The 16,209-nt window shown below is 72.0% G+C and carries 13 protein-coding genes; 6 read left to right on the top strand and 7 right to left on the bottom strand.

What is annotated here, in order from left to right; all coding sequences use genetic code 11:
• Positions 1-58: 58 nt before the first annotated feature.
• On the bottom strand, positions 59-3,562 hold the full coding sequence (locus FBY41_RS11760; RefSeq protein WP_141844447.1) for a DUF11 domain-containing protein: 3,504 nt from the start codon (positions 3,560-3,562) through the stop codon (positions 59-61).
• A 429-nt stretch (positions 3,563-3,991) separates the two neighbouring features.
• On the opposite strand from FBY41_RS11760, the gene secA reads away from it, so the two are divergent.
• On the top strand, positions 3,992-6,823 hold the full coding sequence (gene secA, locus FBY41_RS11765) for a preprotein translocase subunit SecA (protein ID WP_141844448.1): 2,832 nt from the start codon (positions 3,992-3,994) through the stop codon (positions 6,821-6,823).
• Between the two features lie 154 nt (positions 6,824-6,977).
• On the opposite strand, the gene FBY41_RS11770 is transcribed toward secA, so the two are convergent.
• A complete protein-coding gene (locus FBY41_RS11770) occupies positions 6,978-7,640 on the bottom strand; it encodes an Rv3235 family protein (RefSeq protein ID WP_141844449.1) in 663 nt (220 codons plus the stop codon).
• Positions 7,637-8,539 carry a LysM peptidoglycan-binding domain-containing protein gene (locus FBY41_RS24170; RefSeq protein ID WP_141844450.1) on the bottom strand — a complete coding sequence of 301 codons (903 nt, stop codon included), beginning with the start codon at positions 8,537-8,539 and terminating at the stop codon, positions 7,637-7,639. The genes FBY41_RS11770 and FBY41_RS24170 overlap by 4 nt, the downstream gene beginning before the upstream one ends.
• 110 nt (positions 8,540-8,649) lie before the next feature.
• Between FBY41_RS24170 and FBY41_RS11780 the strand changes: the two genes are divergently transcribed.
• Positions 8,650-9,213, top strand: a complete 564-nt coding sequence (locus tag FBY41_RS11780) for a hypothetical protein (RefSeq protein WP_185749028.1) — start codon at positions 8,650-8,652, stop codon at positions 9,211-9,213.
• Between the two features lie 12 nt (positions 9,214-9,225).
• Here FBY41_RS11780 and FBY41_RS11785 read toward each other — a convergent pair whose 3' ends face one another.
• Complete coding sequence (locus FBY41_RS11785) at positions 9,226-9,453, bottom strand: helix-turn-helix domain-containing protein (RefSeq protein ID WP_141844451.1); 228 nt, start codon at positions 9,451-9,453, stop codon at positions 9,226-9,228.
• Between the two features lie 184 nt (positions 9,454-9,637).
• On the opposite strand from FBY41_RS11785, the gene FBY41_RS11790 reads away from it, so the two are divergent.
• Both FBY41_RS11790 and FBY41_RS11795 read left to right on the top strand, forming a co-directional pair.
• Entirely contained in the window at positions 9,638-10,300 is a 663-nt protein-coding gene (locus FBY41_RS11790; RefSeq protein WP_141844452.1) for an SAF domain-containing protein, read from the top strand.
• On the top strand, positions 10,297-11,835 hold the full coding sequence (locus FBY41_RS11795) for an AAA family ATPase (RefSeq protein WP_141844453.1): 1,539 nt from the start codon (positions 10,297-10,299) through the stop codon (positions 11,833-11,835). Before FBY41_RS11790 ends, FBY41_RS11795 begins: the two co-directional genes overlap by 4 nt.
• On the opposite strand, the gene FBY41_RS11800 is transcribed toward FBY41_RS11795, so the two are convergent.
• Genes FBY41_RS11800 through FBY41_RS11810 form a run of 3 tightly spaced genes read right to left on the bottom strand, consistent with a single transcriptional unit; the run spans position 11,813 to position 14,296 of the window.
• Complete coding sequence (locus FBY41_RS11800) at positions 11,813-12,520, bottom strand: GAP family protein (RefSeq protein ID WP_141844454.1); 708 nt, start codon at positions 12,518-12,520, stop codon at positions 11,813-11,815. The genes FBY41_RS11795 and FBY41_RS11800 overlap by 23 nt on opposite strands.
• A gap of 22 nt (positions 12,521-12,542) precedes the next feature.
• Complete coding sequence (locus FBY41_RS11805; RefSeq protein WP_260439714.1) at positions 12,543-13,892, bottom strand: hypothetical protein; 1,350 nt, start codon at positions 13,890-13,892, stop codon at positions 12,543-12,545.
• Entirely contained in the window at positions 13,889-14,296 is a 408-nt protein-coding gene (locus tag FBY41_RS11810; RefSeq protein WP_260439715.1) for a hypothetical protein, read from the bottom strand. The genes FBY41_RS11805 and FBY41_RS11810 overlap by 4 nt, the downstream gene beginning before the upstream one ends.
• A gap of 40 nt (positions 14,297-14,336) precedes the next feature.
• Here FBY41_RS11810 and FBY41_RS11815 point away from each other — a divergent pair, with 40 nt between their 5' ends.
• Together FBY41_RS11815 and FBY41_RS11820 are read left to right on the top strand one after the other, a co-directional pair.
• Positions 14,337-15,758 (top strand): WS/DGAT/MGAT family O-acyltransferase, encoded by a 1,422-nt coding sequence (locus FBY41_RS11815; RefSeq protein ID WP_141844455.1) that lies wholly within the window; start codon positions 14,337-14,339, stop codon positions 15,756-15,758.
• Entirely contained in the window at positions 15,758-16,201 is a 444-nt protein-coding gene (locus FBY41_RS11820) for a DUF6912 family protein (RefSeq protein WP_141844456.1), read from the top strand. The genes FBY41_RS11815 and FBY41_RS11820 overlap by 1 nt, the downstream gene beginning before the upstream one ends.
• Positions 16,202-16,209: the final 8 nt, after the last annotated feature.

Raw genomic sequence — 16,209 nt, forward strand, 5'->3', positions numbered from 1 at the left:
CGGTCCGGGCAAGCAGCCCCGGAGGTTGTCGAGCTACGTGCCGATCTTCGTTGTCGAGCTACTTGCCGATCTTCACCGTGCGCGTCGTCGAGTTGTTCGACAGGTCGGGGTCGGACGTGGCCGAGGCGACCTTTGCCGACGTCGTCACGACTCCCTTGTTGCCCTTGACGAGCAGGTGCACGTTGAACGACCACGCACCACCGGCCGCGAGTGACGTCGGCCGTACGCACGTCAGCGTCTGACCGGCCTTCGTGCAGGCGCCCGTGTCGAAGACGTAGACGGCCGCCTTGATGTCGGGCAGGGCGATGGTCACCGTCGGCGCCGCAGCGTCGGACGGACCGGCGTTCGTCACGGTTGCCGTGTAGACGATCGTCGCGGATGCCTTGTAGACGTCCTTGTCGCTCGTCAGCGCCATCCGGAGGTCGGCCTGCGTGCCGACCGTCGTCGTCGCGGACGCGGTGTCGTTGCCCGATGACGGGTCGTCCGTGGAGGAGTCGACCGTTGCCGAGTCGCTGATGGAACCGGCCGGCGTCGCCGGCTTGACGACCGTCTGGATGACGACCGTCGTCGGTCCCGCGCCCGGCGCCAGCGTGCCGAGGAGGCATTCGACCTGGTGCTCCGGCGGGTCGACCGGGATGGTCACGTGCACGCACGTGCCAGCACCCGACGTGACCGCGACCGACGCGAAGTCGACCGCACCCGGCAGGACGTCGACGAGGCTGACGTCCTTCGCCGTCGAGGGACCGTTGTTGCGGACCGTCAGCGTGTAGGTGAGCGGACGCCCGGCGAGGACGGGGTCAGGGCTGTCCACCGTCGTGACCTGGAGATCGGCGGAGGCCTCGACCGTCGTCGTGACCGTCGCGGTGTCGTTCGCCCCGTTGTCGTCGTACGTGTCGGTGGAGACCACCGCGTCGTTGTGCAACGACCCGATGAAGCCGGGGTCGATGGTGGCGACGACCGTCATGGTGCGCGATGCGCCGGAGGCGACGGTGCCGAAGGAGCAGGTGGTCGGCAGGGCCGCGTTGCCCGGCACCCCGGCGGTGCAGGTGGCGCCACCCGAACCGGTCACGGACCCGACGGTCACCGCGGCAGGCAGCACGTCCCGCACGACGACGGCGGTCGCCGTCGACGGGCCGGCGTTGGAGACGGTGCTCGTCCACGTGATCTGCCCACCGGCAGTCGCCGCCGCGGGCGCCGTCTTGACGATGCCGACGTCCGCGCGACCGATGATGTGCAGCGTGTCACCTGACGAGTTGTCGGAAGGGTTCGGGTCGATCGTGCCCGAGGTGACCTTCGCGGTGTCGGCAAGGTCCTGGGGCTCATCGGACCGCTCGCTGATCACGACGGTGACGGACGAGTTGGCGGCGAGGTCCCCGAGAGCACACGTCGCCGTCGCGCTACCCGTCTGCGTGCCGGCCGGGGCGGCGCAGCCCGCCGACGACGTCGCGACGGTGAAACCGGTGCTCGACGTGATGACATCGCTCAGCGTGACGGCCCGCGCGATCGCCGGGCCCGAGTTGGTCACCGTGATCGAGCAGGGGTTGAGCACACCGGCCAGCGCGTCACCGTTGGGGAGGCAGTCCTTCGTCACCGACAAGTCGGCTCGTGCGGTGGCTGCGGAGAAGGCGTCGAGGACACCCGCCCCGAAGGCGTTGTCCGTGCCCGGGACGCCGCGATCGGTCGCGTTGGCGGTCATGACCGCCGTGAGGGCCGAGGGCGTCAGTGATCCGGGGCCGCCCGAGGCGTCGAGGACCAGCGCTGCCACGCCGGCAGAGGACGGCGTTGCCGCCGAGGTGCCGAAGAAGCGACAGTCGCCCTGGGTCGCCGCGGGGCACGAGCCTGATCCGAAGCCGCCGGCGCCACTGACCGACACGCCGTCGGCCGCGGCATACGTCGGCGCGATGGCAGTGCGGCCACCGCCACCCGGGACACTCTGGTTCGAGCCGGGCGGGGCGGAGGCCGGGCACGGGTAGGACGCCGAGCACACGGTCGTGCTCACGAGCGAGACCGGGCCCTGCCCGCTGTAGCCCTCGAGGGGCGTCGTCGTCGGGTTCTGGTCGGCGCCGCCGTTCACGGCGCCTGCCGAGGTGGCGAAGTCGGTGTAGTTGCTGTCGGGGTTGAGCGAGCCGCCGCTCCCCGTGGCGTCGATCGCGCCGGCACCGCGCCAGCGCAGGTCGAGCGTTGGCGTGCCCTTGGCGCCAGTGCTCCCGGTGTTGTTGACGGCGAGCTTGACCGTGACGGCACTCGCGCCGCCGTTGGTCCAGGTCGCCTGCTCGATCGTGTCGCCGGCCCCGCCACCCTGGGCCCCGGTGCTGCTCGCGAGGCAGCTGGTCGCTGCGGCGTTGAGGATGTAGAGGTCGAGGTTGGTGAAACCGCCTGCGCCGGCGGTCGGGAAGATCGCCCGCGGCTCGCTCCACTGCAGCGTCGCCCCGATGGTCGCGCCCGGGTTCACGCTGACGTCGAACGTCGTGTCGGCCCCGTTGAAGGCGACGGTGTTCGTCGGCGCGACCCCGCAGCCCCCAGGTGCCTGGTTGTCAGGACCGTTGCCGGTGCCCGTCGCGACGACGCGGGGGGCGTGCGTCGAGTTGAGGTTGCCGGAGGACGAGCTGACCCAGACGCCCGAGGCGCCGAGGATCTCGCCGTTCGTGGCGGCGAGGCCCTTCTGGAAGGCGGGCTCGGAATCGAACGGGATGTCCTCCGTGACGATGTCGGCGCCGGCCGTGACAAGGTCGTTCTGGGCGGAGACATGGGCGGCCACCCCGCCGCCGGTGCCGTGGAAGAGCAGCCCCGCGCCAGGAGCCATGTCGTGGACGATCTCGAGCATGGCGGTGCCTTCGTCTCCACTGCCTGCGTCGAGGACGTTGACTCCGGCGGGCAGGTCTCCGAGGGACTGGGCAGCGGCAATCGCGCTGACGCCGTCGGAGATGACGCCCACATCGACGCCGCCACCATCGAGGCCGATCGCCTGGGCGTCGTCTGCTCGGTGCAGGGGAACCCCCTCGCTGAGGAAGCTGCCCGCGTCGGCGGGGAGGATCTCGGTCGGCCGGATCGCGGCCACCCAGCCGAGCGCCGCGACGGCGTCGACGCGGTCATACGGGACGAGGGCACGAAGCACCCCGGCACTGGGCAGCGCCTTGACCTTCGCGGGCTTGACCCACTGGTCCGAGGCGTTGAGCACGCTCACGCCGAGCCGGCGCAAGTCGGCCCGCTCCTTGCCGGTGAGCGTGCCGAGGGCATGGATCTCGAGGTCGAGTGCGCCGGTCGCATCGACGCGCAGGAGCAGGTCGCTGACCGCCTTCTGCTTGGCGGGGGTGAGGCGGTGCCCTCCACCGGTGGCTGCGCGCACCTCGGCCACCCGCTGGTTCACGAGGGAAGGGATCTTGGAGGTCTTCGGGGCGGACGTGGCCGCCGCGGCGCTGGATGACGCGGCGCTGGCGGCGGTCATGGTGCTCGGTGAGGAGCTCGAGGGCAGGGCCACGGCGACCGCGGCACCGGAGTTGATGAGCGCCACCACGCCGGCGGCGATGGTGAGACGCCCGAGGGGGCTGCGGGTCAGGGACATTCCGGCCCTCCTGACGGAGGGGCCGAGTCGGCTGCGCGGCAGGACGGGGAACGGTCCGAGCAGGTGCGGGCGCAGGTGCGGACGCAGGTGCTGGGGCCGACGATGGCAATCATGGTGACTGATCTCCGCTCGTTCGGCTGAATCCCCGAGACTTTTCAGGCTATTCCCGGGGTGGCCGGGCCACCGGCGAAATGAGGGGATCGGGCGCGAGCGCTGCGCACGCGGTCGTGAGGCGTGCTGGGGCCTGGGTCACGGACCAGGCCGGACGGCATACCGCCTGGGCGTCGGTGCGGAACCAGCCGAGGCGACGGCGCGTTGGTCGTTCCGTCAGGTGGACGGATAGCCTAGGCGGGTCCCGTGACCCATCACGGGCGATGGAGCCCACCCACCGGGCGGGTCCACACGTTGAGTCGGGAGTGAGATCACCAGATGGCCGTCATCGAGAAGCTGCTTCGCGCCGGCGAAGGCCGGACCCTGAAGAAGCTCCAGGGCATCGCCAAGCAGGTCAACGCCCTCGAGGCCGACTTCGAGAAGCTCAGCGACGAGGAGCTGCGCGACGAGACCAAGGGTTTCCGCGAGCGCCTCGACAACGGCGAGACGCTCGACATGCTCCTGCCCGAGGCATTCGCCGCCGTCCGCGAGGCGAGCAAGCGCACCCTCGGCAAGCGGCACTTCGACGTGCAGATCATGGGTGGGGCGGCCCTGCACATGGGCAACGTCGCCGAGATGAAGACCGGTGAGGGCAAGACCCTCGTCGCAACCCTCCCGAGCTACCTCAATGCACTCACCGGCCAGGGCGTGCACGTCATCACCGTCAACGACTTCCTCGCCGAGTACCAGTCCGAGCTCATGGGCCGCGTGCACCGCGCCCTCGGCATGGAGACCGGCTGCATCCTCGCGTCCATGACGCCCGAGCAGCGTCGGGCGGAGTACGCCAAGGACATCACCTACGGCACGAACAACGAGTTCGGCTTCGACTACCTGCGCGACAACATGGCGTGGGACCCCGCCGAGCTCGTGCAGCGCGGCCACCACTTCTGCATCGTCGACGAGGTCGACTCGATCCTCATCGACGAGGCTCGCACCCCGCTCATCATCTCCGGCCCGGCCGACATCGCCACGAAGTGGTACGTCGAGTTCGCCCGGATCGTGCAGCGCCTGCACCGTGGCGAGGACGGCCGCGGCGACTACGAGGTCGACGAGAAGAAGCGCACCGTCGGGGTGCTCGAGTCGGGCATCGCCAAGGTCGAGGACCTGCTCGGCATCGACAACCTCTACGACACCGTCAACACCCCCCTCATCGGCTACCTCAACAACGCCATCAAGGCCAAGGAGCTGTTCAAGAAGGACAAGGACTACGTCGTCATGAACGGCGAGATCCTCATCGTCGACGAGCACACGGGCCGCATGCTGCCCGGCCGGCGCTACAACGAGGGCATGCACCAGGCGATCGAGGCGAAGGAGGGCGTCGAGATCAAGAACGAGAACCAGACGCTCGCGACGATCACCCTGCAGAACTACTTCCGCATGTACGACAAGCTCTCGGGCATGACGGGCACGGCCCAGACGGAGGCCGCGGAGCTCAACTCCATCTACAAGCTCGGTGTCATCCCGATCCCGACGAACCGCCCGATGATCCGCAAGGACCAGGCCGACCTCGTCTACCGCACCGAGGTGGCGAAGTACAACGCCGTCGTCGACGACATCGCCGAGCGCCATGCCGTGGGGCAGCCGGTGCTCGTCGGCACCGTCTCGGTCGAGAAGAGCGAGTACCTCTCACAGCAGCTGAAGAAGCGTGGCATCCGCCACGAGGTCCTCAACGCCAAGCAGCACGAGCGTGAGGCGGCCATCGTCGCCGACGCCGGCCGCAAGGGCGCCGTCACCGTGGCGACCAACATGGCCGGTCGAGGCACCGACATCATGCTCGGCGGCAACTCCGAGTTCCGGGCCGTCGCCGAGCTGAAGCGCCGCGGCCTCGACCCGCACGAGACGCCGGAGGAGTACGAAGCTGTCTGGGACGAGGCGCTCGCCAAGGCCGAGGCGGAGGTCGCCGCGGAGCACGAGGAGGTCACCGGGCTCGGCGGGCTCTACGTGCTCGGCACCGAGCGCCACGAGTCGCGACGCATCGACAACCAGCTCCGAGGCCGCTCCGGCCGCCAGGGAGATCCCGGTGAGTCGCGGTTCTACCTCTCGCTCAACGACGACCTCATGCGCCTGTTCAACGCCGCCCTCGTCGACCGCTTCATGACGACGGCCGGCATGGAGGACGACGTGCCGATCGAGAGCAAGATGGTCACGAACTCGATCCAGAAGGCCCAGGGGTCGGTCGAGGCGCAGAACTACGAGATCCGCAAGAACGTCCTCAAGTACGACGACGTCATGAACCGCCAGCGTCAGGTCATCTACGAGGAGCGTCGGGCGGTGCTGGAGGGCGAGGACCTCCACGAGCAACTGCGGATGTTCGTCAACGACGTCGTCGGCTCCTACGTCGACGCGGCGACGTCCGAGGGTTTCGCCGCCGACTGGGACCTCGAGCGGCTCTGGGAGGCGCTGCGCCAGGTCTACCCCGTCGGCATCACGATCGAGCAGGTGGAGGACCTCGCCGGGGGGCGCCAGGCGATCTCGGCCGCCCTGCTCCGCGAGCAGCTGATGTCGGACGCCCACCACGCCTACGACCAGCGCGAGGAGGCCCTGGGCTCCGACACCATGCGCGAGGTCGAGCGTCGCGTCGTCCTGTCCGTGCTCGACCGCAAGTGGCGTGAGCACCTCTACGAGATGGACTACCTCCAGGAGGGCATCGGCCTGCGCGCGATGGCCCAGCGCGACCCGCTCATCGAGTACCAGCGCGAGGGCTACCAGCTCTTCGAGGCGATGATGGAGGCCATCAAGGAGGAGTCGGTCAGCCACCTGTTCTCTGTCGAGGTGCAGGTCGCACAGCCGGCCGCGCCTGCGGTGGGTGCCGCGCCGATGTCCGTCGGGGACCTCATCGGGGGTCTCGCTGCCGCAGCGCCGACCGACAGCACCGGCGCAGCGGACGCCGACCACACCGGGGCCGCGGCCGACGGCGACGGGGCAGGGCGCTCCTTCGCCCGCTCCGGCGTCCAGGTCTCCGGCGTCGACCTGCAGGACGGCAAGCGTCCGGCCGCTCTGCGCTACTCGGCTCCCGGCGAGGACGGCCACGTCGTCGAGACCGAGCCGCAGCGCACCGTGGAGCGCCAGGCGGACCGTCGCGGCAAGAAGGTCAAGCGCAAGCGCCGTTGACGCCGGTCGGCGAGCTCGGCCAGCAGCGCCAGATGGAGAAGGGTCCGTCCCCCTGGGGGTGGACCCTTCTCCGTTCGGCGGCGGTGGGGGGGTGGGTCGGTGACCTGGGGATCGCGTCGCGCCAGCCATGCCACGCGACGTCGCAGCCCCTCGATCAGCCGATCGTCAGGGCCGTCACGACCCATCGGCCATCGAGCCCCTCGAGCCGCATGGCGAGAGCCCGCACCCGGCCGTGCGCGACGACCACGGCGCACGCCTCGACGACTCCGTCGGCGGGCTCGCAGAGCCGGACCCGCCGAACGAGCGGGGACCGCTGGGCGCCCGGTGTGCGGCGGCGGCCAGCCACCATGGCCTGCCGGGCGAGCACGGAGTAGACGCTCGGCGCGGTGTGCCGGATCAGCTGAGGGGCGGGCCGCTGGCCAGACACGACCTCGATGACCGTCTGGGCGAGGCGCGGCACGAGCGGAGCGGGGTCGGGAAGCAGGGCACTGCGGGTCGGCTGCGGGCCGAAGTCGTCCTCGTCGCTCTGCGACTGGAAGTCGAGGGCGAGAGCGTCCTGGGAGTACGGCTCCTGGCCGTACCAGGCCTCGTCGGCGCTGATGATCTCGGGCGCCGTCGCGGGGATCGGACGCACCACGAAGCCGGCGACGATGCGGCCGACCTGGGCCCGGCCAGCGCCTGCGCCGGGCGCTGCCGCGGGTGCACGGTCCGCGACGGCATCGTCGGCGCCGGAGGGGGTCGTGCAGGAGGGTGCGCCCGGAGCCGTGCCGGGAGTCCTGCCCGAGACCGTTCCGGGGGTCGTTGCGAGTGGTGTCATGGGAGGTCTCCTTCGCGGGGCGGGACGAGCTGCGTGCCGGGTCGGATGAGGTCGGGGTTCTCGCCGATGACGGTGCGGTTGGCGGCGTACCACCGCGGCCACGCCCGTGCGACCTCGGCGTCGCTCGCCCCCGCTTCGAGGTGACGTGCGGCGATCGACCACAGGCTGTCGCCACGGCGCACCGTGACCGCGTCGTGCGCGGCCACCGCGGGTCGTGGCGGCGGGGTGAGGAGGGTGGACCCCGCCCGGTCGTGCACGCGCGGCGGACGGGTGGGCCGGAACCCCGGGGTGGGGTCCGTGGAGGTGGCGGACTGCGGGCGCCCGGAGGACTCGGGAGTCGGGTGGTAGCCCGGGCCGGCGTCGGTGGTCGGGGCCCAGCCCGGGCCGGCACCGGTGATCCGGGTGTGGCCCGGGCCGGCATCGGCGGTCGGGGCGTAACCGGGGTCGAGCACGTCGGCGGGCAGTTCGGGGGCAGGCAGCGCCTGACCGGCAGGCAGCGCCGGGCCGACCGGCAGGGGCGCGGCTGCGGTGCCGACGACGCTCGCCGGAGGGAGTGCGAGCGAGACGGTGGAGGTGCCGAGCGCGACGGTGAGCACTCGCCGCACGAGCAGGGGCGTCAGGTGGTCGGCAAGACGGCCGCACCATCGACCGATGGCCCCGGGGGCCGTCGAGAGCAGACCGAGTGCCGAGCCGAGGGCGAGCCAGCCCGCGAGCGCCATCCCCACCCATGCCAGGACGACGACGAGCAGCTCGTCCGGGCGTCGAGCCGGGCCCCACAGCGCTCCAGCGCCGGCCGACGAGGCCGCCACGCCCCGCAGCAGGGCGATCGCGACGAGGGAGAGCCCGAGCCCGAGGACGGACCGGAGGCCGGTCGCTGCGGAGTGGTGCACGCTTGTCATGCGTTCATTCAATGTCGTTTGCTTGCGTTTGGTCAAGGATGCATGCGTCAAGATGTGGACAGCCGAGTCCTCGGCTGGCGTGGCCGGGGTCCGCGATGAAGGGTGGGCACATGCGGTGGGAGCGTCTCTTCGACGACCTGGAGGCCCAGCTGGCCTCCGACGACGCGCACGACCTCGAGTCGGAGATCGCCGACCGCACTCGACGGGAGCGCGCCCTCATCGACCTGCACGCCCGCCTGCTCGCCAACGTCGGCACCCGGCCCACCTGGTGGGTCGGGGGCGAGGCGCTCGCGGCGCAGGTGGTCGATGTCGGGCCCGACTGGGTCCTCGTCGAGCCCACGCCGGCGCGGCCCGTCCTCCTTCGGCTCGGTGCAGTGCGGTCCGTTGCCGGGTTGCGGCGCGGTGCCCAGACGCCGTCTGTCGTGGCACGGCGCTTCACGCTGGCCCTCGCGCTCGGGGCGATCAGCCGCGACCGGGCGTCGGTCGAGATCCGCGACGTCGACGGCAGGCAGCTCGTCGGCACCATCGACGTGGTGGGGGCGGACCACCTCGAGATCGCCGAGCACGCCTCCGACGAGCCACGGCGGTCGGCCAACGTCACGTCGGTCGCGCTCGTGCCCTACGCGTCCCTCGCCTGGGTGCGGCGGGTGCGGCCGGTCACGGCCGACGGGTGAGCGACCTGCTCGTCAGTCCTCGACCGAGCCGCCGAAGGGATGCGCCTCGACGAACGAACGGGTCTCGGCATACATCCGCTGGATGTAGGCCTCGAGCTCGGTGGCCTCGACGCGCCACTGGCCACGGCCACCGATCTTGATGGCGGGCAGCTCGCCCGACCGCACGAGGGCGTAGGCCTGGGCGGCGGAGATGTTGAGCACCTCGGACACCTCGGCGAGCTGCAGGAAGCGCTGTGCCACGCTCTCTCCTCCTCGTGGTCGTGCGACAGGCCGGTCCCATCGTAGGTCGCCGCCGGATGCCGCCGGGCCCGGTCTCCACAGCTGTGCAGCTCGCCGCGCGCAACGCGCGCCCGTGTTGGAGGATGTGCTCGCAGTCACCGCATACGCCGCACACCGCACACTGCACGATCTCAGGGGACATCGCATGACCGAGCTCGCCCGACCCACTGCCAAGAGACTCCAACGTCCGTCGTGGCGTGACAGTCGGCTCGTCGCGGGCGTGCTGCTCGTGTTCGTCGCGGCGACCCTCGGGGCCAAGGCGGTCGCGAGCGCCGACGACCGGGTGCCGGTCTGGGCCGCGGCGACCGATCTCGTCGCGGGCGACCGAATCGACGCGGCGTCCTTCACCCGTGTCGACGTGCTGCTCGGCGACGGTTCCGTGCCCTACCTCTCGGCGGACGCCCCTGCTCCGACGGGCAGCTTCGTCGTGCGTGACGTCCGGGCCGGCGAGCTCGTGCCCGCGTCAGCCGTGGGGAGCCCTGCCGATGTCGACGTGCGCCGCGTGACGGTGCGCGCCGACTCGGCCTCGACGGCCGGGCTGGCGCGGGGGAGCCGGGTCGATGTCTTCGTCACGCCCAAGGCCGCCACTGGCAGCGACGCCGAGCCGCCTCGCACGACGCGACTCATCGAGGCGGCCGGGGTCGCCACGGTCTCGACGACGACGGGAGGGCTCGGCGCCAACGCGACGACCTCGGTCCAGCTCTACGTGCCCGCGGGCACCGTGCAGGACCTCGTCGAGGCCGTCGACGGCGACGCGAGGCTGACCCTGGTGCCGGTCGCCGGCTCGGCGGGCGGGGGAGGCGCGTGACCGACGTCATCACCGGGCTCGGGCCCCGGTGGGAGGCGCAGGTCGCGACGTCGCTCGAGAGGGTGCCCGGGGTGACGATCGCGCGCCGCTGCGCCGACGTCGCCGAGCTGCTCTCCGTCGCCGAGGCGGGGGTGGGCCAGGTCGCCGTCGTGTCGCACGACCTGCGCGGACTCGACCTCGACGTCGTGGCGCGCCTGCGGGCCAAGGCGATCCGTGTCATCGGCCTCCACCCGGCCGATGACGAGCCGGCCCAGAAGCGTCTTCGCCAGCTCTCGGTCCGGACCCTCCTGCCCCTGGACGCCGCGGTCGGTGACCTGGCCGACGCCTGCGACCCCGGCGTCCCCGACGGCCCTGGAGCCCACGGCACCGACGGCGTCCTCCCCGCTCCGGAGACGCCGGCGCCGAGCGGGCCCCGGCACGCTCCCGAGCCGCCGCGGCGGCAGGCGCAGCAAGGACAGCCGGGGGAGCCGGGGCAGGCCCTCCGGCGTGACATCGGTCCTTCGGGAGTCGACCAGGCCGGCCACATCGTGGACGGCGACCCGGACCTCGATGCCGAGTGGACCGGCTGGCGACCGCGTGGCGACGATGACCCTCTGGCGGGCAGCCCGGGCCGGGCCCACGGCACCGACCCTGCCGACCAGGCCGACGGCGCCGGCCCAGCCGACCGATCCGACGCCGTCCCCGAGCGCGGCCGGATCGTCGCCGTGTGGGGACCCACCGGTGCACCCGGACGCACCACGGTGGCGACGACGCTCGCGGCCGAGGTGGCCTCGCGAGGCGCGGAGGTGCTCCTCGTCGACGCCGACACCTACGGAGGCTGCATCGCCCAGGCGCTGGGCCTGCTCGACGAGGCCCCCGGCATCGCGGCTGCCTGCCGCGCAGCCGAGCAGGGCACGCTCGACCTGCCCGCGCTGGCTGGCCTCGCACCCCAGGTGCTCCCCGGCCTGCGCGTGCTGACCGGCCTGCCGAAGGCCGAGCGGTGGCCCGAGGTGCGGGCGGCCGCGCTCGAGCGCGTCCTCGAGCTCAGCCGGTCGCTCGTGTCGCTCGTCGTCGTCGACTGCGGCTTCTGCCTCGAGGACGACGAGGAGCTGAGCTACGACACCGCCGCGCCGCGACGCAACGAGGCCACCCTGACGAGCCTCGCTGCTGCCGACACGGTCGTCGCGGTCGGGGGAGCCGACCCCGTGGCTCTCCAGCGTTTCGTCCGAGGACTCCAGGAGCTCGGAACCGTGCCCTCGCCCCAGCCGCTGCCCGTCGTCAACCGGGTGCGCAGCGCCTCGGTCGGGTCGCGGCCGGAGGCCCGCATCGCTGCGTCCCTGCACCGCTTCGCCGGTCTCGAGCAGGTGCGCTTCGTGCCCGACGACCCGGCGGCCGTCGACGCCGCCGTGCTGGCCGGCCGTTCCCTCGTCGAGCAGGCGCCGGAGTCGCCGGTCCGGTCGGCGGTCGGCGACCTCGCCTCCGTGGTCGCACCGTGGACGGCGCCCACTGCGCGTCGCCGGCGACCCCGAGGGCTCAGAGCGCTGTCGCGCCGTTGACGACCACGATGACGCCGAGCACTGCGAGCACGACTGCACTGAGGACGCTGGCCCGCGTCTGGAGCCACTCATCGCCTCGCGTGAGGGCGCGGCCCGCGCCCTCACCACCCGTCACCCGGTAGATCGCGGGACCCGCTACGCCGATCGAGCCCACGAGTGCGAAGAGGACCACCGCAGGCACGTGGTCGGCCGGTGTCGCGGAGGCTGCGAGCAGCGACGACGCGGCGCCGGCGATGATCGCGAGGTTCTTCGGGTTGAGCGCCCCGAGGCCGAGGCCTGTGACGAAGGCCTGGCGCGCGCTCCACCCGGCGACGCCCTTCATCCATCCAGGCTGCTTCGCGGTGCCGCGTGCGCGCCAGGAGCGGGCGGCGAGCACGAGCAGGGCCACACCGGCGACGATGCGCACCCAGGCGAGCAGCACCGATGACGGCGTCCCGGCCCCGTCGAGACCGTCCCTGCCGTCTGCGTTGTCCGAGACCGCCACCGCGACGTCGGAGATCGCGACGACGACACCGAGGGCCGCCGCGAGCCCGAGCGCCCACCCGCCGGCGAAGCCGAGGCCGACGGGTGCCGGGCGCGACGAGGCGAGCACGAAGGCCAGCACCACGACGGGCACCCCGGCGAGAGCAACCGCACCACCGTACGTGAGCGCGACGAGGAGGGCGGCGTCCAGGTCCGAGGTCATGGCGTCAGCCTAGGGACGGTCGCTAGGGCGTGAAGAGGATCGTCAGGCCGCCGACGGTGTAGAGGATCATGACGACCATGAGCGGCACCTGGCCGATGATCGCCGCCCGGTGCGGCAGGACGGTGATGGCCCGCTCGTGAGCGGCGAGCACTCCGAGCAGGTGCCCGACGAGGATGCTGACGGCCTGGATGGTCGCGACGAGGGTCGGCTGGATGAGGGCGTCGGCAGGCACGAGCCCGGCTGTCCCGAGCCAGTCGGCGCCGGTGCCGAGAGGGTCGCTCAACAGCTGCCAGGTCACCTGTCCCTGGTAGACCCAGAGCGACCAGTAGTGCGCGATGACGTAGCCGCCGGCGATCGGGATGAGTGACGGCGCCATGTCGCTGACGAGGCTCACGGACTGCCGGAGCGGCTCACCCGCGAGTCGCACCGAGACGGCCGACGCCAGCCACAGGGTCAGGGCGACGAGCCCGAAGAAGCCGATGAGGGTGACGGTCCGCAGCAGCGACGAGGGCAACGGCGAGCTCTGCACGAAGGTGGCCCATCCGAGGTTGGCCGAGAAGCCGTCGTATGCCGTCCCGCCGAGCATGACCGCGACGGTGGCCACGAGCCCGCGCTGGCCGCGTAGCGTGTTGACTCCGTGCAAGGGGGTGCGCAGCACCCAGCGTCCGTCGTCGCGCCTGCCGAGGGGGGAGAGGAGGCCGAGCAGCCGTGACCACGCCTCGAACGGGTCGGCGAGGTCGAACCAGGTGCGACCGAACACCGCAGCACCGAGCAGCGACAGCGCGAAGAACGATGCGATGAGCAGGCGCAGGAAGTCGAGCGAGGTGTTCTCCTCGGCGACGAGCTCGACCCAGGTGAACGTGCCGAGCCCCAGCGCGGCCGGCCACAGGCCCCATCGATAGGGCAGCACCGCGAGGTCGGGCGACACGCGGGCCAGCCGGAGCACCCCGGCGTGCAGCATCCGCACCGGGTTGATGACCCGCCAGACCGGTCCGAAGAGCATCGACGCGAAGGCGAGCCCCACCCAGAACCAGACGTAGACGACGTGGGGCACCGGGTTGAGCGCCGAGTCCGGCCCGAAGACGAGGGCGAAGAGCGTCCAGAGCGTCAGGGCGACGGCGAGGACCTGGGCCACGAGCCGCAGCCACCGCGAGTCGAGCACTCCGGCCAGCCAGTCCGGGAGCAGCAGCCCGTCGCTCTCGCGCAGCCGCGGCTCGCGCCAGAGGAAGCCGATGGCGACGAAGGAGATGAGCAGCGCGGCGCCGGCGGCGGCGACGAGCGCCGCGAACGGAAGTGGCAGGTCGCTCCTGCTGCCGACCCCGTGGCCGGGCAGCGCCGTCGACCAGCTGCCGAGGGACGCGGGCGCGATCACCGGACGGCGACGGAGAGCAGGGTGAGTGCGGGCTCGTGCGTCTCGACCTCGTAGACGCCGGGCTCCGTCGCGGTGAGCCGCAGCGTCGCCGGCACGCCGGCCTCGAGCGTCGCCTCCTGGTCGAAGCCGTGCGCGTGCAGCTCGTCGTCGTGGTCGCTCGTCACGACGAGCTCCAGCGTGCTGCCGACGGGCAGCTCGACCTGGGCGGGCGCCGGCGTCACCGTCGTGCCCGTGATCGTCACCTCGAGGCGCTTGACCGCGCTGGTGCCGGTCGAGGCCGCCTGACCGGCCGCGGTCGACGGCCCGGTGGACCCGCTGCTCGACGAGCAGCCGGCCACCCCGGTGAGCGAGCCCGCGAGCACGAGGGCGGTGACGGCATACGGCAGGGGGCGAAACGCGCGCATGGCCACGATCCTAGGTCGGGCCGTCTGGCAGAGTGTCACCATGTCCGACCGGCTGACCTCGCTCGACGCGTCCTTCCTCTATCTCGAGGAGTCGACGACGGCGATGCACGTCGGCTCCGTCATGGTCTTCCAACCCCCGCGCGAGGGGTTCGACTACGACCAGCTCGTCGGCATCATCGAGCGGCGCATCGGCGCGATCCCGCGATTCCGACAGAAGGTGCGCGACGTGCCGGGCCGCATCGCCAACCCGGTGTGGGTCGACGACGAGGGCTTCGACATGAGCTACCACGTGCGGCGGGCCGGACTGCCGCGCCCGGGCAGCGACGAGCAGCTGCAGGACTTCGTCGCCCGCGTGCAGCCGCGCAAGCTCGACCGCACCCGCCCCCTCTGGGAGGTCTACCTCGTCGAGGGCCTGCACGACGGGCGCTTCGCGATCGTCACGAAGACCCACTACTCGCTCATCGACGGCGTCAACGCCCTCGACATCGCCCACGTCATCGTCGATGCCGTGAAGGGCGAGGACCAGGGCATCGATCCTGTGCCGTGGGAGCCGAGCCGGGCGCCGAGCTCGGCCGAGCTCTTCACCGAGGCGGTCGTCGATGCGGTGCGCCGCCCGACGCAGGTCGTCGACCTCGTGCGCGGCGGCCTCAACGACGTGCTCAACGTCGGCGTGCGCGCGGCCGAGTCCGCAGGCACCCTCCTGTCGGCCGTCGCCCGCACGGCCGCGCGTCCTGCTCCCGACTCGCCGCTCAACGCCGAGATCGGCACGGCGCGCCGGTGGGTCATGGTCTCGACCGACCTCGACGACTATCGCATGGTGCGCAAGCGCCTCGCCCGGGGCGCCTACGCCGAGGACGTCACGATCAACGACGTCGTGCTCGCGACGATCGCCGGAGGTCTGCGCACGTGGCTGCTCGGGCGGGGCGAGGCGGTGAGCGGGCCCACCGTGGTGCGGGCGATGGTGCCGGTCAGCATCTACGGTGACGACCCCGCGGGGATGTATGCCAACCAGGTCATGGCCTGCGTCGTCAACCTTCCCGTCGGCGAGCCGGGTGCCTCGATGCGGCTGCACCAGATCGCCTTCGCGATGCGCCAGCAGATGGAGGGTGGCCAGGCGGTGGGGGCCTCCTCGCTCGCCAACCTCGCCGGCTTCGCGCCCCCGACGCTCCACGCCCTCGGCGCACGGCTCGGGTCGGCGATGTCGCGACGGCTCTACAACGTCATGATCACCAACGTGCCCGGCCCGCAGAGCCCGCTCTATGCCGGCGACGCCAAGATGCTCTCGACCTTCCCCGTCATGCCGCTCGCGAAGGGGCAGGCGCTCTCCATCGGCATCACGTCCTACGACGGAGGGGTCTACTACGGCCTCAACGCCGACCGCGAGGCCATGCCCGACGTCGACGACCTCGGCTCCTCGATCCTCGAGTCCATCGAGGAGCTGACGAGCGGGCGGGAGTCCTGATGGCCGTCGTGCGCGTCTACGTGCCCCTCTCGCAAGCTGACCTCGAGCAGCTCGCGACGTCGGGCAGCCTCGCGGCCGGGCAGGGCACACCCGTCTCGGCGTATGCCGTCACGTCGGCACTGCGATCGCGTGCCCCAGGTCTCGACGTCGAGGATCTCGAGTACGCCGCCTTCAGCGACGCCGTCGCGGCGGCGGGCTCGGTGCGGTCCTCGCCGCGCCACCGCCGGGTGGTCGCGGCCGCCGACGCCGACCCGTCCTGGCTCGTGCAGGGCGTCGGGGAGCCCGCGTCGAGCGTCGTCCTCGTCGCGCCACTGCCGCTCTCTCGCGTCGCCTCCTTCCACATCGACGACGAGTCGGCGGTCGGTGTCGCCGACGAGGAGGCCGACGAGCTGCTCTGGTACGACGTGACCGAGCTCGACGACGTCCGTTCCTTCCTCGGCTGAGCGGCTCG

This window comes from Humibacillus xanthopallidus (genome assembly GCF_006716675.1).
GTDB classification, from domain to species: Bacteria; Actinomycetota; Actinomycetes; order Actinomycetales; family Dermatophilaceae; genus Humibacillus; species Humibacillus xanthopallidus_B.